Origin of the sequence: Chitinophaga sp., from assembly GCF_035538455.1 — a bacterium.
GTDB lineage: Bacteria > Bacteroidota > Bacteroidia > Chitinophagales > Chitinophagaceae > Chitinophaga.
The window spans coordinates 1-19039 of the sequence record NZ_DATLKJ010000255.1; the positions used below are offsets into that span (position 1 = coordinate 1).

Consider the following 19039-nt stretch of genomic DNA (forward strand, 5'->3'; position numbering starts at 1 on the left):
TGTATTAATACTATTCGCTTTTACCAGCTCATTTAAATAAAAGTAAATTTTTTCTAACCCTTGCGCAGAGCTTTCAGCCAACAAATTTAACTTCACTAGAATTACGTAAGAACCATATTGTCTGAAGTCGCTTACATATTTATGATCCTTATGCTGATCGATAAATTCCAAATACATCCTATCTGCCTTTTGCCAAGAATTACCTTGTTTTTCTTTCCATTCCAATAATTTTACTCCTACAGGGAAACCCTGATTCAAAAAGTCTTCTTGTTCTTTGATATTTTGGACTGGATCAACAATACCCGTTTCTTCCGATGTCAAATATTTTATTAAAGGAGGCAGCTGTTTGTATGCCAGATTAGAGCTTTGTATCCCTGCATCATCTTTATCTTTCTTAACAAGATTTTCTGATTCGGATTTCTGCGGTAATGTTTCCTTTTTATAATTATTATTGCAACTGATAAATACAATTACAATAATTAAAGAGAGATAACTTTTCATAACTCAATTACTAAAATTTTTACAAATAAATATTTCTCAATATGACGTCATTAGTGAGTACAATAGTAATAAGCGCCAGCTGAATCTCTATAATGAAAATCTATTAATACGTTATTTTGATAGTGCCTTCCTAATGCGAGACCTGTATCAGGGCGACTACAATTACCTGAACTAGCCCAATATTCCCATGCAATAAATTCATAGGGCCGGATAATCCACTCAATACAATAACACTGCACAGCTTGAGCGGTATTGAAAGATAAGATAGCAAGTAGCGTCATAACTACTGAAACCGTAATTCTTTTCATAAGTATTAATAGTTTAGGAGCTAAAAAATAGAATTAATGCTATATGTTTAAGTGATATTTAAAATAGAGTTTTACTTGTTTCACGATTCTTTGTCCAAGACTTTGCTTCAGATAGGCCATTCATAGGCCTCTATAGTTAAGATCGATATGTTTATCAGGAAATAGTACCTTGGGCCTCATTAATTGGTTTTTCTACAGTATAGTTAGCTAATACGAAACGGGCAACAAATAATAAACAATGATATACACTTTTATCCTACCAAACAGAGCTATATTTTGAGTCCTAGATTTTAAATATAGGACTGTTCATTGAAGCTGGCAATATTTTTTGTACACTGCTAAATACCGGCATTTAAAGAAAGTCAACAAATGCGGTTTTCTTTCCTCGCAAGCATCAGTAGCTATAAACGCTATATTTCTGTAAAAAGATCATTGCTGGTGAAAAGGAAAACAAACACATTTCCGCGAAAATAAAAGCGCCTTATGAACAAATGTTTTTCCGATGAAGCTCGGCAGTGGCCTACCGTTGCAAAGCATTTGTTCGTAAAGTGGTTTATACTATAAACCAGATGGTGGCAGCTAGAGCGATTATTAGGTGTCTTAAACCTTAAATACGCCCTTGCTATAATGACTACCTCAAATCTTCCAACCCCCCTCTTAATATTAAAATATTGATTTTTAATACTTAATAAGTTAATGTAATAAAAATTTAAACAAACATTTAAATAAACGATTGTTTTAATTAAACGTTTGTTTAACTTTGCTATGTCAAATCAAAAAGGAACATGGAAGAGTATAACGAGAAACAGCTTTCGATCATTTTAGTAGCAGAGCGGCTGTTTGCAGATAAAGGCTTTCATGGCACTTCTGTAAGAGACATAGCGCAGGAAGCGGATGTAAACATTGCCATGATCTCCTATTATTTCGGATCCAAGGAAAAATTGCTGGAAGCAGTATTCAGGCTCAGGATGGAAGCGTCACGTGTGTTTATTGATGAGTTGCTGAAGAACGACACAATGGCTCCTTTGGAAAAGATGTATTCACTGATTGACAGGTACATAAATAAGATGCTGAACGAACAGTATTTCCAGTGTATCATGAGCCGGGAACAACTGAACAGGGACAAGAGCCCCGTGAGAGACCTGATCTGGCAACTGAAGCGCGAAATGCTGGGCCTGATGGAGCCGATTATTACAGATGCCCAGGCTGATGGGATATTTTATAAAGATGTAGATGTGATGTTGTTGTTGACAACACTCTTTGGCACTATAAATCAGATCATCCCTGCCTCACTGATCCTCAGAGCGGACCCCGAGTTTAAAGATATGACGGAGGATGAGTTCAGGGAATACTTAAAAAACCGCTTAAGTACGCATTTAAAAAAATTGTTTAAAGCAATCCTTACACATGAATTCTAAAAGCATATACACAAGATTATATGCGCTTACATCGGGACTTCTGCTGACACTGTTTTTCCAGGCAGCAACCGCACAAGAGGGCGTAAAACCGCTTTCGTTAAATGAAGCCATATCGCTGAGTATTCAAAACAGCAAACAACTGAAAGTAAGCCAGGCCAAAATTGAAGAAGCCACTGCCAACGTAAGAACTGCGAATGAACGCCAGTTGCCGGACGTAAGTGTTTCCGGAAGCTACATGCGCCTCACGCAGCCAAACATTGACCTCAAATTGGGCGGCGGCGGCTCCGGTAACGGCGGCTCCAAACCAGCTTCTCCTGAAGTAAACTCTGCTGCCTACGGCATTGCCAATGTATCTGTCCCGGTTTTCGCCGGCCTGATGATACAGAGCGGCAAAGAAGCTGCCCGCTACCTCGCTGTAGCTGCAAAGCTGGACGCTGGTAAAGACCGGGAAGAAGTAATCGGTAACACCATCGCCGCCTACAGCAATTTATATAAGGCACAGCAATCTGTAGCCCTGGTGAGAGAAAACATCAAACAGTCCACACAACGGGTGACCGATTTCTCCAACATGGAAAAAAACGGACTCCTCGCACGCAACGACCTCTTAAAAGCCGAACTGCAGGAATCCAATTATGAACTCGCACTCATGGATGCAGAAAACAGCCTGAAGGTGGCCAACCTCAACATGAACATCATGCTGGGCCTGCCAGACAACACCGTACTCCAGCTGGATACAACTGTATTCAAAACAGACAACAACAGCATGGATAAAAGAGGCGCTGCCGAATTTGAACAACTGGCGTATCAGCAACGTAAAGATGCAGGTGCACTGGATGCCCGTGAGAAAGCTGCTGTTGCCCAGGTGAAAAGCGTGAAAGGCGAATATTATCCTTCTCTGGCAGTAACAGGTGGTTACATCGCAGCGTATGTGCCCAATGTAATTACCATTACCAATGCAGTAAATGCAGGCGTAGGACTGAAGTACAGTTTATCTTCTCTCTGGAAGACCGGCTCAAAGGTAAACGGCGCAAAAGCACAGCTTGCACAAGTCGTAGCAAATGAAGCTAACCTGAAAGATGCCATTCATATGCAGGTATACCAGGCATACGAGAACTATCTCCTGAGCCACAAGAAAATGGATACATATATCAAAGCGATAGAACAGTCTGAAGAGAACTACCGCATCACAAAAAATAAACACGCCAACAGCCTCGCTACCACAACAGATCTGCTGGATGCCGACGTAGCCAATTTACAGTCGCACCTTAACTATGCTTTTGCCAAGGCAGATGCGCTGGTTGCCTACAATAAACTGTTACAGGCCGCAGGCGTTCTCGATAATAACAAATAATACCAAACCAAATAAACTTTAAAGCTGTGGAAACGCAAACAAAAGCTACAACAACTACTAATAATCATATGCAGGAAACTCCCGCTCCTAAAAAGCGCAGCAAAGGTTTCGTTATCGTGCTGGCTGTACTGGTGATTGGTGGCGGCGCATTTGGTATTACCAAATACGTTCATGCACAACATCATGAAGAAACAGATAACGCGCAGATCGATGCTAATGTAAGCCCCGTAATACCAAGAGTATCAGGTTTTGTGAAAGAAGTAAGAGTGAAAGATAACCAGGTCGTAAAGAAAGGTGATACCCTCGTGATACTGGACGACCGCGATCTCGCTATTAAAGTACAACAGGCTAAGAACGCACTGACAACTGCCCAGGCCAACCTCGGCGCCGCTGAAGCCACTACTATGGCTGCGGAAGCAGGAATCTCCACTGCGCAGGCTAACGTGGGTACCATCGATGCACAAATCGAAGCTGCTAAAGTAAATATCTGGAGAGCCAATCAGGACTTCGAGCGTTATGCCAACCTGATCAAGGATCACTCCATCACCCAACAGCAATATGAACAGGCGCTCGCTGCAAAACAAACTGCAGAACGCCAGCTGGACGTACTGGCAAGACAGAAAGCTGCCGCCAGCCGCCAGAGCAACGTGGTGAGCTCTCAGAGCAGTGCTACTTCCAAGCAGATCAACCTGGCTAACGCAGCCATCAAACAACGTGAAACAGATGTAGACGATGCTATGCTGAACCAGTCTTATACTGTAATCACCGCTCCTGAAAATGGTATACTGTCTAAGATCTATGTACAGCCAGGTCAGTACGTTGCTGCCGGCCAGTCACTCTTCAGTGTTGTTATGGACAATATCCCCTGGGTAGTGGCCAACTTTAAAGAAACGCAGCTGGAGAAAATGAAGCTGGGCCAGGCCGTAACCATACACGTGGATGCATTCCCGAATTCACCGCTGGAAGCTAAAGTAACTTCCTTTGCACCCGCAACCGGTGCTAAATTCGCCCTGCTGCCTCCGGATAACGCTTCCGGTAACTTCGTAAAAGTAGTACAGCGCGTACCGGTGAAAATCGAGTTCAACGACCCTAATAACACACTGGTAAAACAGCTGCGCCCGGGTATGAACGTACTGGTAGACGTGCATCTTAACTAATCATATATGATGATTGCATCATAACCAGGGATTAATAGTTAGTGGAAACCATGTAATTCAACGGACAAATATCTACAGCATTAATCTTAACCAACAGAAAGGAACAGCTTCGCATTAATTATTAATTCCTGGTTATACTGCATTCATTCAAAATAAAAGCTGCATGCAACAAGAATCATTGGTAGAATACGGCTCGCGCAGGGTGATCATCACGATCACCGCTATTTTCTGCGCACTGCTGGAAATAGTCGATACCACTATCGTGAATGTGGCGCTGAATGACATGCGTGGTAATATGGGCGCCACTTTGAGTGAAATCGGCTGGGTGGTAACAGCTTATGCAATCGGTAACGTAATCATCGTTCCGATGACCAGCTGGTTATCACAGCAGTTTGGCCGTCGTAACTATTTTGCCGCATCCATCATCATATTCACTATATCATCATTCCTCTGCGGTAACTCTACCGCCATGTGGGAACTGATCCTTTTCCGTTTCATCCAGGGAGTGGGCGGTGGTGCACTGCTCGTAACATCGCAGACCATCATCACTGAAAGCTACCCTGTCGAAAAACGCGGTATCGCACAGGCTATCTACGGCCTCGGCGTTATCATCGGACCCACACTCGGTCCGCCTCTCGGAGGATATATCACCGATAACTACTCCTGGCCTTATATCTTCTACATCAACATCCCTATCGGTATTATCGCCACCCTGCTCACTTTGCAGTTTGTGCGCAGCCCGAAATATGCTGAGAAGAAATCCATAAACGAAGTAGACTTCCTCGGTATCATACTGCTCGCCCTTACAGTAGGCTCCCTGCAATACGTACTGGAACGCGGACAGGAAGACGACTGGTTCAATGATCCGATCATTACCACACTCACCGTAACTACAGTATTGAGCCTGTTCTTCTTCATCTGGAGAGAACTCACCTACAAAAATCCCATCGTGGAACTGAGGGTGCTCAAGAACGGTAATCTGCGCGTAGGTACAATATTGTCTTTCATTCTCGGTTTCGGTTTGTATGGCTCCACCTTCATCATTCCTATGTATACACAGGGAACTCTGGGCTGGACCGCTACACAATCCGGTATGCTGATGATACCCGCGGCGCTTACTACGGCATTCATGATGCCGATCATCGGTCAGATGCTGTCGAGAGGGGTTCCGCAACAATACCTGGTAGCCGCCGGTATGTTCCTCTTCTTCGTTTACAGCTTCTGGGGATATAAGATCATTACCCCCGCAGATACCGGCTCCGACGCATTCTTCTGGATGCTGATCGTACGCGGGATAGGTATGGGACTGCTCTTTATTCCGATCACCACACTGGCATTGTCGTCACTAAAAGGACAGCAGATTGGCCAGGGAGCTGCATTCACCGGTATGATGCGTCAGCTGGGCGGCTCCTTCGGTGTGGCATTGATCACCACCTTTATGGCAAGACGCAATATGTTCTACCGCAATGAACTGGTAGGCAAGCTGGATGTAAACAACCCGGATGTAATGAACAGGTTGCATGGAATAGAACATAATTTCATTGCAAAGGGAATGGATACCAAATCCGCCCTGGGCAGTGGCTACAAAATGCTCGATTTCAGTGTCACCAAACAGGCCGCAGTAATGTCTTATATGGACGTATTCCTCTACCTGGGACTCATGTTCCTGATCTGTATTCCGTTCGTACTGCTTGTAAAAGGAAATAAACAACAAGGAAAAGTGGACACTTCTGCAGCGCACTAGTGCACGCTTCCACAGCATAAATTATTGTTGCAATAACAGTGTAACAGTTGTAGGTTTAGGTAAATAGCTCCGATATTCATCGGAGCTTTTCTTTTTTAGATAATAATGAGCATGAAAAGTCAGCGCAGTACTTTTTCGCCATTTTCTAATTGTCGCTCGACTGGCCTTAGCGGCTATCTAATGCCTCATACTCCCGGTTTGGATATTCTCTGGGTTTCCTGCTCCCGCTGTTAGATAATCTTCAATCCGGCCTCAAAACAATTGCCGCTGATAATCTTATATTTAGGTACATCAGTATCTTTTGTCATGGCAAAACAAACTTCTTTCTTCACCTTCACGGGCAAACTTGGTAACCTGATCGGCTACCGGCGCAGTAACGAATACTTCCTGCGCAGCATGCCCGCCAATGTCCGGCAAACGGCCGCTACCCGCCGAGCAGCACAGCGATTTGGCCTCGCCAGCAGAAAAGGCGCACTTATCCGCAACACTTTCTCCGGCAGGCTGGATGTGCATGGCGACAGTGGGCATATCAACCGGCTGACCAGCGCCCTCATCCCCTCCGCTGGCAAGGACACCAGCTGCATCGCCGGCTTCCGGTTCAACCAGCGTACAGGAACAGACCGGTTCCTTACTTCGGTTCCCAGGCTCTCCCGGAATGGCATCCTGCACATTCCGCCGCAAACATTACCGGTATGCAAAGGAATCAGCGCCCTGGAAATAAAAGTGATCGCCGCCCGTATCCATTTCGCCACGCACCAGGTAACTGGTACCGAAAGTGCCGTGCTCCTCCTAAAAACCGGAGACGCTTTCGAAGGCGCAGCCTGTGATGTGGACGTCCCCGGCAAAGGAACACTGGTAGTCATCCTGCAAATAAGAGGTATACTGGGTGACGTTCCTTCCCATAATGCAAAGTACCTCGCGGCAGATATTATCGCCGTACAGCCTCCGCAAACCAGGCAAATCCTGCATAAACCAACCCGTCAGCAGCGGCCCGGCTCTAAACCAGAAAAAAGATTAATAACTTCATCTGTCCCGCTCTTTCTTCCCATCATTCAACGGGAATAAACGACCTCCCGCCTGCCAATAGCCTACTGATGAACAACCATAACAACCATTGAAACATATACACCTCCTTCACAACCGCAGACTTAACCCGCGGTTGCCTTTGCATGTGTGTGATACATCCCCATACAGTTTCCTGTCCCGCTTTATTGCCATGCCACGTGCCCAGGATATGTCCAGATCATGTCGGTATCAAGTCCACGTATAAGCCCACTTTCCTGTACGGATCATGCCTGTATCACACGTATAAACAACGACGTCGTTCCCATTATCGGAACGACGTCGCCATATTTATCAATCTTAATATTCGCTCACCTTCACCATCATCATCATACTTACTGTTCTTCGCTCATCAGGAAAATCAGCACAATCAGAACAATCACACAAATCACAGTTAAAAGTTCAGTGCCACCTTTGTGAACAGCCTCATACCGTTGAAGCCCATCTGCACTGCATCCCAGGGACCGCCCGTTTCACCGTCATAAGCGGACATTTTCGCACCGGGTACATAACCCAGATCGGGGTGCTGGTTAAACACATTGTCAACCCCCAGGAACCAGCTGATATGGGAAGAGATTTTGTAATTGGCGTAAACATCTACCACCAGTTTCCCATTGTAGTTAAACTGCTCCGGCACAATACTTCCGTCTTTATCCAGCGCTACCTGTGGATTAATACCTGTACCTCCGAGATCACCCACATAGCCATAACCTAACAGCACAATCTTTCCGTAATAGTTTAAACGGGTACCTATGCTGAATTGATTGATACCATATTCAAGATTCAGCCCCAGCTTGGCAGGAGGAGCGGAAGCCAGCACAAATTTCTGCTCTCTGTCGCTGAAGAATTCACCGCGGTGTACGTAGCTGTCATTCAGCTTATCAGGCACATTAATGCGGTCAATATTCATGTGTTGTACGTTGCCGGTAAACAGCGCCCTGAAATGTTGGGTGCCCCATTTTTTATTGTAGTCTATCACCATATCAAGGCCGTAGTTGCTGGTGTTCACCGCGTTGGCAAAGAACTGGGCGTTGTCGATGCTAAGATCTTTCAGTGCCTGCAGGAAGGCAGGATCAAGGGTGCTGTCAGATTTATTGAACTGACCGGAAAGCACGATCCTGTCTTTCACTTTTACATAATAACCATCCAGCGTAATCGTCAATGATGGTATAGGTTTCCAGGTGAAACCGAGACTGGCGTTCAGGGATTTCTCCTGCTTCAGATCCGGGATACCTGCCGCTTTGGTAATGGGGTTGCCATTGGGAGCAACCTTCACTTCCGAGATACGGCCGCCCTGTACGTTGGTGAACTGGGAGCTGTAGTTGATCTGTTGCAGGGAAGGTGCACGGTAACCCGTACTAACGGAGCCGCGTATATTAAAATCCTTGGCTACCTTGTAACGCGCTGCCAGTTTATAGTTGCTCGTGAAACCAAAGTCGTTGTAATTCTCTGCACGTACTGCCGCGCCCAACAGGAACTTGCGGGTAATGTCCCATTCTGCATCCACATACGCCGCGAAGTTGGAGCGGTTGGCGCTTACAACATCAGTAGGCCGGTAACCAGGGAAGCCCTGCGCTCCTGTAGCTTTCTCTACCACAGGACGTTTGTCATAGTTCGTATACGATGCTTCTTCACCTGCATATATCTTGTAGTTTTCATAGCGGTATTCTCCGCCCAGTGCAAGATTGAAAGCCTCCCCGATACCTGGAATACTTTTCGTGAAGGTAAGGTTCACCGTGTTCTGCAGAAAGGAATAGCCGCCGTCGTCAAAGTGAGTGGGCGTATTGGCGCCCATAGAGGCGTTGAACGTTTTATCCCCATAGAAATGAAAATCATTTCTACCGAAAGTATTACTCAGGTCCCATCCCCAGTCGCCGCGGGTGGTGCCTTTAATACCTGCTGCCACCGATACATCCTGGATGCGTGTTTGTATATGCGGATTGAACACGGTATCCGGATCAGCCCCGCCTGGTGAAGGAATGCTTTTCATAATACTGGGGTAGAAGATAAGATTCCCGGCTGCATCTGTAGGGAAGCGGTCAGGGTGCGCACTGGCGAGAGGGTAGAAGCCATGAAATGTTCTCGTATAGGCGAAGGCGTCAGATGACTTATAGTTGTATCCCCCGAAGGCATAGAAGGTCGTCTTGCTATTGGCAAACGGGATTTCCATATTGACCATACCGCCGCCGGAGGTAACGGAGCCATCACCGTGCGCGCGTCTGCCGGCATTAATGGGAAGCCCGCCGGAGTTATTGAGGTTCGTGTCCAGCACCTGCCTGAATGTTTTCCCCTGTTTGAGGAAGTTACCGGAGAGGTTAATGAACCCGCCATGCTTACCGATAGGCAGGCCATAGTTCAGGCCAACGGTAACGGTATTACCGTCGATAGCGCTGCCGTACTCATATTGCTTCAGCTCTTTCTTGAAGTAGGTATTGTATTTATGATCATAGTATCCGGCATAACCTATGTTAGCGGAGAGATGATTGACATCTTTTTTGAGGATGATGTTGATAACGCCTGCGATAGCGTCAGAGCCGTACTGTGCGGAGGCGCCGTCGCGCAGTATTTCCACGCGGTCGATCGAAGATTCGGGAATGGCATTGAGGTCGGTGCCGGAGTTACCGCGGCCGCGTGTCCCGTAAACAGCTACAAAGGCGGTCTGGTGCCTGCGTTTACCATTTACGAGCACCAGCGTCTGGTCTGGTCCCAGGCCCCTGAGTGTGGCGAGGTCTATCTGGTCGGCGCCATCGCTGCCGCTTTGTTTGTTATAGTTGAAGGAAGGTGCGGAAGCATTGAGCAGAGATGTCAGCTCCATACGTGCGCTGGGCAGCCCCGCCTGGTTTACATTGATCACATCCACAGGCACAGGAGTTTCTGTCTTGGCGCGCCCGCCGCCACGGGTACCTACCAGCACTATCTGCGTCAGTTCAGATACGGATGGTACCAGCTTTACATTGATCTCCGTCTGTCCGTTCACTTTCACCTGTTGTGTATTGTAACCGATATAGCTGATCTCGAGTGTACTGCCGGGAGATGCGCTGAGCGCGAAGATCCCGTCTCTGTTGGTTTGCGTGCCTGTAGCAGCAGAAACCACTCTGACGGTTACGCCTTCCAGCGGAGTGCCCGTGCCGGCATCCGTTATTTTACCGGTTATCTTTTGTGTTTGTGCAAATGCAAAGGAAAGACACAGCAACAGGAGTGCTATGCAAGGTAGAAGTCTGAGGCTCATATGCGGGGATTTAGATAGAAAACAGGTTGATTGACGACGCCGGGAAAGTATGGCGAAGAAACCCGGCGCCAGTAAACGGTATAGCTGTTATAATTTGATACCAGCTTTTTTATAGATGAAGCTCATCAGCCACGCAGGACCGATCAGCAAGAACTGCAGGTCTTTAAAAAAAGAAGGTTTGGCGCCTTCAATTTTATGCCCGATGAACTGCCCGATCCAGGCCAGCACAAATATGGCAAGGGCGGCCTGCCATATCACCACATGGGCAAGGGCTACCAATCTCCATAGCCAGAGACAGACGATACCAATGATCAACATACCAGCTGCCAGTGAAGGGGAGAGGCGCGCATAATAAATGAGCAACAGCAGGAGTGCGATGTGTGCTACTGTCAGTGTGCTGCCAAGTGGGATGGCATAAAGGAAGCCGACAATACTGAAAAAGATTGCCGGTACACAGATCCAGTGAATCAGCTTGTTGGTGTGATTACGGTGGCTTGCACCATAATCATCCAGCCATTGTTGAATAGTTTTCATCATGGACGCGGTTTTAACTTCCTACTAAATATAAATTATTTACCGCTAATAACCACCTGCTTCATTGTTTCCCTCCCAAAAAATACCGGGAAGTACATCATTTCCGCTTTGGCAGGATTAATATGGAAAGATCCGCTGTATCGCGGTATCAGTGAAATGTGGAAGACATGTTTTCCTCTACGGAGCATATTACAGAAAATACTGACTTTGTTCTTATAATATTCACGATGCGCTTCGGTGCGCCACCAGCCGCCCTGCGACTTACTTTCATAAGAGCAGCCGGCGGGAACCGGTACTTCGATCATTACATATTCTGCATCTGCCTTTACATCGACTTCCACCTTCATCGTCACTGGCGTGCCGGCCGTAAGCCGATTGACTTCCTTAGCATCTTTCTCAAAACTGCTGCGTACTTCAAATTTACCGGATACCTTTTCCGGCGCCGGATTCCAGTGCTGCTTCCAGCTGGTGAAATACACAGGCATACCCCCTGACTTGCTGATGTTTACCGGTGTTCCGCTCCTGATGATCGTATTATACGGGAACGCGGTGATGCGCTGGTCATTGATGGTAAGCGTAGCGGGCTGCAGCTCAGCAGATTTCATTACATCCGGCAGGATGGTCTCAAGAATGGAGGCAGACTCATAGGTGTTCCGCCAGCAACCATTGCGGCGGTTTTCCATGAACCAGGAACGGATGAAATGCAGCAGGTCTTCGTGGCCGCCCTGTTCGCGGAGTATCTTATATACCAGCAGGGTGTACTGCACACTGTTATTGAAAAGATCATAGCTTTCAGGGCCCCAGTAATAATTTCCCATCATGGAGTATTCTCTCCTGGCAATCAATGTATCCGTACTAACAGGAACACCTGTACGTACTTTCAGATACATCAGTCTTAAACGGTCGTATCCTGAAAGATACCTGGTATTGAAGGTATCGAGGTACTCCCGGAAGTTAACTTTGGCTTTTAGCTGGGCCAGGCTTTCCAGTACGGAAAGTTTATTGTTATTGTCGCTGCTTTTCAGTGCGGCAATGAGAAAACTGGTGAACAACTCCTTCCTGATGTTGATCTTGAAGCCTTCGTCTTCGGCAGCCAGCAGAGCGTTGGTTGCATGAACGGAAATCCAGTATACTGCTTCGCTTTTGTTCCACCAACCCCATAGCCCGGTCTCGTTCTGGTTATCCTGTAGTTTGCGGATTAGCATACGGATCTTATCATCGTCTTTAAATGTTTTATGCTGATACCCGAATATCTTCTTTTGTAATACCAGTGCTATCAGTTTGCTGGCCATCTGTTCGTTACAGTAGTAGGCATATTTGTCCAGGCGCTCAATTTCATCCAGAAGTACGGGCAGCATACCGGTGCCGGCATGAATGTGCAGGGCAGCCGTGTCTGCGGGGAGCGCAAAGCTGGTGTCTTTATGCAGCGCCAGGAATAATCCCTGCGTTTCCCTGACGCCCTGCTCAAATATTGGTAACGCACGGTATTCGCCGTCAAAATAATCATTGCTGCCTGCTATCGTGTACTTAAAGCCAATGCTATCCGCTCCGGGCGCAACAACGGGAATAGTGTCAATACGGCTGTTACGTACACCGATACTGCTATGCAGCAGTTCCCGGCCATCCACCTGGAAGGTGCGGACAACCGTGGTACTGTCCGGTGTATAATTCAATACTTTCCCGATCACGTGCAACGTATCGCCGGTCACTAAGAATGCAGGCAATGCAAGGTTAGCGCTCACCGGTTTGTAAGACTTTATGCGGGTACCCGCAATCCCCGTTTGCAGGCGCTCTGTAGCCCCGATGGCATACAGCTGCCAGCTGGTAATATCATCCGGGAAGGTGACATTGAAGGCCGCTTCTCCCTTTTCGTTGGTACGTAACCGTGGTTGCCAGAAAGCATCATCCCTGAAATTGTGACGCAACGCAGAGCCGCCGGTGGCGGCGCCTGTCAGCTCCGGTTGGCCGGTGGCTGACTTATTGGTCGTGATGACAATGACGCCATTCGCTGCTCTGGTGCCATAAAGCGCAACGGCTGCCTCACCCTTCAGTACATTCATCTCCTTAATCTGGTCTTTGGTAATACTTTCCGTACTGCCTTCATACGGGATACCATCAACAATCACCAGCGGCTTTCCGGTGTTGAGAGAACCTGTTCCTTGTATCTGTACGCCGGCAACCCTTCCGGCCAGCATGCCGTTAATAGTGCTGACAGACGCCGTCACAGATTTCTTTGATGATACGCCATATCCTACCACCACCACTTCTTCCAGGTGTTGCGTACTCTCCGTCAACTCCAGCCGGTAATAATTTCTGTCATCGATCTTTACTTCATCCGTAATATATCCTATATACGCCACCCTTAGTGTGCCTCTGCGGGTAACAGCCAGCTGAAAGCGGCCGTGTTGATCCGTAACAGTGCCATAACTGGTGCCTTTCAGTGACAGTGTTACACCAGTAAGCGGATTGCCCTGCGGATCGGTTACAGTACCGCTTATCAGACGATCCATGTGCCTGGAGAGGTACTGGTTATTGAAAGGGATGGTGAAATCTTCTCTGCTTACAGCCGTGTAGGTATATTGATTACTACGGCTTACCTGCTCTGCAATCATTTTTGCAAGCGCTTCACTGATACTGTCCGAGGGCATGATAGTGGCTCCTTGCAGGTCATAGTAATTATTGCCGTTTGCTTTTACCGTGAGATCTTCACCAATATAATAACGGTTCTTCCTCAGCAGTACCAGCACGCGGTACCTGCCGGGCGCCAGGTTATACATCCTCGTGGTATGAAGCGGAAATACCTGTATATACGCCGGATCATCATATTGGTAAAGGAACACCTGTTTCAGATCTGTAACAGAAACATTAAGCGGATGCTGTATGGTGAGCGTGCCTTTTGCCGGCTGGTTTGAAGGCGACGGATATAATGTATAAGTGATCGACTGCTGATCCTGTATGTCCTCCCATCTTTGGGCCATCTTGTTTTCCGTTAGTGCTTCGTCACTGAGGGAAGGAGTGTACCTGTCTTTTAATAACAGATCTGTATAGTAGTGACTGGTACGCGCTTCCTTTTCTTTTACCAGCCCTTTGTCAATGGTAAACACATAATCCTGTTCCGGCTTGAAGGGCTGTTCAAATTTCCCTTTTACAACATAATCAGCAGAGGATGAAAATAATGGTCCGGCCAGATATGATCTCGGAGAACGCGTACCGGGCAGCAGTACCCGCTGATCCTGCCGGATGTATATCAGCGGACTTTGCTGTTGGACATTGATGGGCATCAGGAACTGCTCCCAGTTTGATTTTTCAAAGGGGGTCAGTTTAGGAGGCATCTTTTGAAAAGAGATCAACCGGTTGATGGTATCGCCTTGCATACTCACAAATGTTTTCTTCCCGTATTCCGCATATACGCTGTCTGCTTTGATTTCACGGTCGGAAATACGCAGCTTCACATGATGATAACCGGAGAGCACCGGGAAACTATACACGGGTGCAAAATCAGCCTTATCAAAGTAAACAGGGATATTGTCGATCCACACATCAATGATCCGCTGTGCATTCCCATTTATCATGACAAAGGGCGCAAGCTGCGTGTTGTCACCGGAAGTATTTTCAGTGTTGTAGTAAATACCGGCAGGATGCAGGAACTGATAGAATGCGATGCTGTCTAGCGACATTTCGTTTTTCCATTTCGCCCAGTTCATCTGCCCGGAGAAGTTATCCGGCAGTTGTTGCTTTATCAGCAGTCCGGGTAGTATCCTGGGATTCGGGTAGACTTTACCGGAGTAGGGAATGTTGGGGGCTGATGTCCTGAATTTGGCGGTGAGTCCATAGGCAGTTACATCTGCATCTTTTACAGGAATGCCCGAGGCATTATTAACAGTAACGGATAAACGTGCAGTCTGCCCGGGATAAACGGCCACCGGTCCCTTGATCTGCATCTGCAATGACTTATCATAAAATGGCAGATGATAGTTGTTGGTCACAATTTCATCTCCCCACATATACCGGATATCAACCCGGTAGTTTTTTGCTGTAACGCTGCGGGCCGCGTAATACAAGCTGTCGGTATAGCCTGTTTTAAGTAACCTGTTGTTGGCAAAGATGCTGTACCAGAAATGCAGGCGGCGGGGATTGCCGACCTGTACGAAAACAGAATCCTGTGTGCGCGAGGTATTACATGTTATCCCGGAGATATTGTTGTCTGGTGTGAAATCAGCGGTGGTACTATCTGCAATCACCTTATAGCTGTTGATGTGAGGTTGAGGTGATAGTTGATAAGGCAGTCTTACTATCGCATTGCTGATGGTATCGCCATCGTTATTCAGCTGTAATAGCCTCGCCTGCACGGTTTCCTGCTTGCCGTACTTTTCCGCAGTGATATGGAGACTGTCGTCCTGCATCGCGAACCGAAGCGCAAGTGAATGGTAGTTGTAATGCTGGCGCAGTGATTGTGTTTGTCTTTCGTTGCTGCTGTTAAGGAACTGGCAATAGATGGTGTAATCCAGTGTGGCGGCGGGAAATATGCTGTCGGGCAGTGTTACTTTTGTTTCGCCTGCGGGCTCCAGTATCACTTCATGTTGCCACAATGTATCAGCGATGAACAGCGGCGATTGCTGATAGTTACTGATACTGCCGGGGAGTACTTGTAATGATACCCGGCCATCTGCAACCGGAAGCCCGTTTTCATCAACTGCTTTCAGATACAGGGATACAGATAAACCGCGTGTATGCGTGCTTTGATCTGTGCGTGCGGAGAAGGTGATAGACTTCAGATCGTATTCTTCGTACGTAAAAGAACTTCTTATCAGCACTTGCCTGTTGGCAGTTTTACCGTTGTCATCATCATCATCTTCTTTCCGCTTTTTCTCTTTATGCGCAGGTTTTCCCGGTAGCTCAAGGGTAAGCTGGTACTTGTCGTCCAGATCAATATCCAGGCTATCGTTCAATGCAAACTGGTATTCGTAACCGCCTGGTATGTAAGGGTGAACAAGTGTGATGATTGTATCGGTTTCGAGATCGTCGGTGAAAAGGCGCAGCTGCAAAGGCGTATTCACAGGCTTACCATCCTTATGGAGGATGTAGGCCTTTAGCTTCACGGTGTCATGGGGTTTATACAACGGTTTGCTGGTAACCATATAACCGGCGTAATGATTCTCTGATTCAACCCGTGTGCTGAACGGCGTGCGGTAAGAGCGGTAATCATATATGCGCCGATGGTGGTTATAGCGATGATTGTTGATTTTTCTTTTGAATGACAGCCATACTTTCTTCCACCAGGATAGAGATCTGTTGTTGTTTTCGGGAGAGAGACGGAAGAGATTAAGTACGTTATTATAGCGTGCTTCAGCAATGCCGTTGAATTTTTTGCTGATATGGTACGTGCTGGTAGCGACGTTGTACGTAGCATACCGTTTGTCAGTTAAAACAACTGCGTCAGTAATCGTATACCCGTTGTTGTTATGTAGCAGAAGAGAAGACGTCTGACCGTTGCCGATGATCTTGTAGTGAAGATTCCGGACCGGTCTGAACTGGTAAACAAGATCGTTCCTGTCTGCATGTACTTCCAGGTAATTACCGGGAGGCAGGGAGGAGGGAAAAGGTATCGTATCCGGGAAAGAGGTGACCAGTGTATGCAACAAATTTTCATATGCCTTTGCCTTTGATCGCTGTAAAGTTTCCTTGTATACAGCGCGGGCTTCATCATCTGTTAGTTTATATACAAAGTGTACGGGGCCTGTAGTGCGGCTTCCCGACAAATTGCGTTGAGCAGTAGCCGTTACACAGACAAGGCATAAAAATAAAATGAGATGACGTTTCACAGTAAGGCGATTATGATGGGAATATAAATAAATTATAAGCATGATGAACGCATTACAATTAGCAGAAGATAAATTGATAGCTTTGTGCTTTAAACAATAATCTGTCATCATATGGAAACCATTGGATTTATAGGGATAGGGAATCTGGGATACCCTATAGCAGAGAATCTGCTGAAAGCAGGCTATAAAGTAAAAATATATAACCGTACCCGTGTGAAAGCGTTACCGCTGGAAGCGCAGGGAGCCGTGCTCGTTAACAGTCCCGAAGAAGCGGCTGAGAAAGGCGGTATTGTATTGACGCTGGTGTCTGATGATGCAGCTATCACTTCCATCGCAGGCGATGCATTTGCTGCTGCGTTGGGTAACGGTGGTATCCATGTTTCACTGAGCACTATTTCGCCGGATACTGCAAGAGTGCTGGCGGCGCATCATAAGGAGTACGGTGTGCACTATGTTGGGGCGCCGATATTCGCCAGGCCGGAAGCTGCTGCGGCAAAGGTCGGTAACGCGGTTATTTCAGGCAACGCTGCGGCGAAAGAACGCATTAAACCATTACTGGAAGCAGGATTTGCAAAACGTGTTTTTGATCTTGGCGAAGATGAAGGCAATGCCAATGTGTTGAAGCTGATTGGTAATTTTATGATTGCCGGCGCTATCGAGATGATGGCGGAAGGATTTGCCCTGGCTGAGAAGAATGGGTTGGAGGTAAAAGCTGTGTATGAAATGTTGACCAGTACATTGTTTGCATCGCCTGTGTTTTCTGGTTATGGCGCGATGATCGTTGACCGCAAATACAATGTGCCTTCCTTCAGTGCAGCGTTGGGTTTAAAGGATATGAACCTGGTATTGCAGACAGCGTCCAGATCGCATACACCGATGCCATTGGCCAACCTGGTGCAGTCGCGTCTTACAACCGTGGTAGCTAAGAACGAGATCCCGGAAGCTGATTGGGTAGCGCTTGCGAGCGGGGCCTTTAAAGACGCAGGTATTTAATTTTTTCCCGCAACGGCCAGTGCTTTTGCAGCATTGGCCTTGCTGGCCATCTTGCGGTGCATTACGCCCCAGTCGGACATATGCTGCAACAGATCTTCCATAGATTGTCCCAGGGAGGTGAGTTCATATTCCACGCGGGGTGGTACTTCCGGATAAATGATACGTTTTATCAGGCCGTCGTTTTCCAGCTCTCTCAATTGCAACACCAGCACACGTTCTGAAATGCCGGTGATTGATTTCTTCAGTTCGTTATACCGCATCTTGCCATCGAGCAACCGCCACAGTATAGTAGGTTTCCACCTACCGCCAATGAGGGTGAGGGTATGCGCCACACCGCAATCGCCCCTGAGCTGTTTTTCATTTAATGAATTGGTGGAGTTTTCTTTTCTCATATCCGATATTTCACAGTAAAGATACTAAAATGCTGCTATCATAGAGGATACTGCTAACCTCTTGTATACCCCGGGTTAAACGTTCGGGTAAGGCTATAAGTTTGTGGTATAAAAAACACTATCAGATTATGAAAGTTCTACCATTGCTGGGCCGCATTTTATTTGCGTTCATCTTCATTATGTCCGGTCTTACTCATGCCGGAGGAGCCGGAAAGGAATACGCCGTTGCGGCGGGAGTGCCGGCAGCAGGCTTTATGGTGCCATTGGCGGGCATAATATCATTAGTTGGCGGCCTCAGTATACTGCTGGGCTTTAAGGCTAAGATTGGTGCCTGGCTGATCGTTATCTTCCTCATCCCTGTGACTATTGCGCTACATAATTTCTGGGATGTAAAAGATGCAATGGCGGCACAGATGCTGATGGCGATGTTTATGAAGAATGTATCTATCCTTGGAGGCGCCTTGCTGATAGCTTATTTTGGGGCAGGACCTTATAGTCTTGACAACAGAGCAAAACAAGTATAAGGAG

12 protein-coding genes are annotated in these 19039 nt (G+C 47.0%); 7 read left to right on the top strand and 5 right to left on the bottom strand.

Going from position 1 to position 19039, the window contains the following annotated elements; genetic code table 11:
* The coding region (locus VM802_RS29580) for a hypothetical protein (protein ID WP_325537634.1) at positions 1 to 501 on the bottom strand (501 nt) is incomplete at its 3' end.
* A gap of 1093 nt (positions 502 to 1594) precedes the next feature.
* On the opposite strand from VM802_RS29580, the gene VM802_RS29585 reads away from it, so the two are divergent.
* The 5 genes from VM802_RS29585 (at position 1595) to VM802_RS29605 (ending at position 7544) form a co-directional block, all read left to right on the top strand.
* A complete protein-coding gene (locus tag VM802_RS29585) occupies positions 1595 to 2227 on the top strand; it encodes a TetR/AcrR family transcriptional regulator (RefSeq protein WP_325537636.1) in 633 nt (210 codons plus the stop codon).
* On the top strand, positions 2217 to 3578 hold the full coding sequence (locus VM802_RS29590; protein WP_325537638.1) for a TolC family protein: 1362 nt from the start codon (positions 2217 to 2219) through the stop codon (positions 3576 to 3578). Before VM802_RS29585 ends, VM802_RS29590 begins: the two co-directional genes overlap by 11 nt.
* Before the next feature lie 26 nt (positions 3579 to 3604).
* On the top strand, positions 3605 to 4735 hold the full coding sequence (locus tag VM802_RS29595) for an HlyD family secretion protein (protein ID WP_325537640.1): 1131 nt from the start codon (positions 3605 to 3607) through the stop codon (positions 4733 to 4735).
* 163 nt (positions 4736 to 4898) lie between these two features.
* On the top strand, positions 4899 to 6479 hold the full coding sequence (locus VM802_RS29600) for a DHA2 family efflux MFS transporter permease subunit (RefSeq protein WP_325537642.1): 1581 nt from the start codon (positions 4899 to 4901) through the stop codon (positions 6477 to 6479).
* A gap of 306 nt (positions 6480 to 6785) precedes the next feature.
* Complete coding sequence (locus VM802_RS29605; RefSeq protein ID WP_325537644.1) at positions 6786 to 7544, top strand: hypothetical protein; 759 nt, start codon at positions 6786 to 6788, stop codon at positions 7542 to 7544.
* 391 nt (positions 7545 to 7935) lie between these two features.
* On the opposite strand, the gene VM802_RS29610 is transcribed toward VM802_RS29605, so the two are convergent.
* The 3 genes from VM802_RS29610 to VM802_RS29620 all read right to left on the bottom strand — a co-directional run bounded on the left by VM802_RS29610 (position 7936) and on the right by VM802_RS29620 (position 17126).
* Complete coding sequence (locus VM802_RS29610; protein WP_325537646.1) at positions 7936 to 10770, bottom strand: TonB-dependent receptor; 2835 nt, start codon at positions 10768 to 10770, stop codon at positions 7936 to 7938.
* Between the two features lie 87 nt (positions 10771 to 10857).
* The gene (locus tag VM802_RS29615; protein ID WP_325537648.1) at positions 10858 to 11307 is read right to left on the bottom strand and encodes an Mpo1 family 2-hydroxy fatty acid dioxygenase; all 450 of its coding nucleotides are present in this window, start codon (positions 11305 to 11307) and stop codon (positions 10858 to 10860) included.
* 32 nt (positions 11308 to 11339) lie between these two features.
* Entirely contained in the window at positions 11340 to 17126 is a 5787-nt protein-coding gene (locus VM802_RS29620) for an alpha-2-macroglobulin family protein (RefSeq protein ID WP_325537650.1), read from the bottom strand.
* 111 nt (positions 17127 to 17237) lie between these two features.
* Between VM802_RS29620 and VM802_RS29625 the strand changes: the two genes are divergently transcribed.
* Entirely contained in the window at positions 17238 to 18119 is an 882-nt protein-coding gene (locus VM802_RS29625; protein WP_325537652.1) for an NAD(P)-dependent oxidoreductase, read from the top strand.
* Here VM802_RS29625 and VM802_RS29630 read toward each other — a convergent pair.
* On the bottom strand, positions 18116 to 18511 hold the full coding sequence (locus VM802_RS29630; protein WP_325537654.1) for a winged helix-turn-helix transcriptional regulator: 396 nt from the start codon (positions 18509 to 18511) through the stop codon (positions 18116 to 18118). The two genes, VM802_RS29625 and VM802_RS29630, sit on opposite strands and share 4 nt — an antisense overlap.
* A 128-nt stretch (positions 18512 to 18639) precedes the next feature.
* Here VM802_RS29630 and VM802_RS29635 point away from each other — a divergent pair, with 128 nt between their 5' ends.
* Positions 18640 to 19035 carry a DoxX family protein gene (locus tag VM802_RS29635; protein ID WP_325537656.1) on the top strand — a complete coding sequence of 132 codons (396 nt, stop codon included), beginning with the start codon at positions 18640 to 18642 and terminating at the stop codon, positions 19033 to 19035.
* The last annotated feature ends 4 nt before the right edge of the window (positions 19036 to 19039 follow it).

Coding starts and splice junctions, on each gene's coding strand:
- VM802_RS29585 (WP_325537636.1), top strand. CDS start 1,595: ATGGAAGAGTATAACGAGAAACAGCTTTCGATCATTTTAGTAGCAGAG.
- VM802_RS29590 (WP_325537638.1), top strand. CDS start 2,217: ATGAATTCTAAAAGCATATACACAAGATTATATGCGCTTACATCGGGA.
- VM802_RS29600 (WP_325537642.1), top strand. CDS start 4,899: ATGCAACAAGAATCATTGGTAGAATACGGCTCGCGCAGGGTGATCATC.
- VM802_RS29605 (WP_325537644.1), top strand. CDS start 6,786: ATGGCAAAACAAACTTCTTTCTTCACCTTCACGGGCAAACTTGGTAAC.
- VM802_RS29610 (WP_325537646.1), bottom strand. CDS start 10,770: ATGAGCCTCAGACTTCTACCTTGCATAGCACTCCTGTTGCTGTGTCTT.
- VM802_RS29615 (WP_325537648.1), bottom strand. CDS start 11,307: ATGATGAAAACTATTCAACAATGGCTGGATGATTATGGTGCAAGCCAC.
- VM802_RS29625 (WP_325537652.1), top strand. CDS start 17,238: ATGGAAACCATTGGATTTATAGGGATAGGGAATCTGGGATACCCTATA.
- VM802_RS29630 (WP_325537654.1), bottom strand. CDS start 18,511: ATGAGAAAAGAAAACTCCACCAATTCATTAAATGAAAAACAGCTCAGG.
- VM802_RS29635 (WP_325537656.1), top strand. CDS start 18,640: ATGAAAGTTCTACCATTGCTGGGCCGCATTTTATTTGCGTTCATCTTC.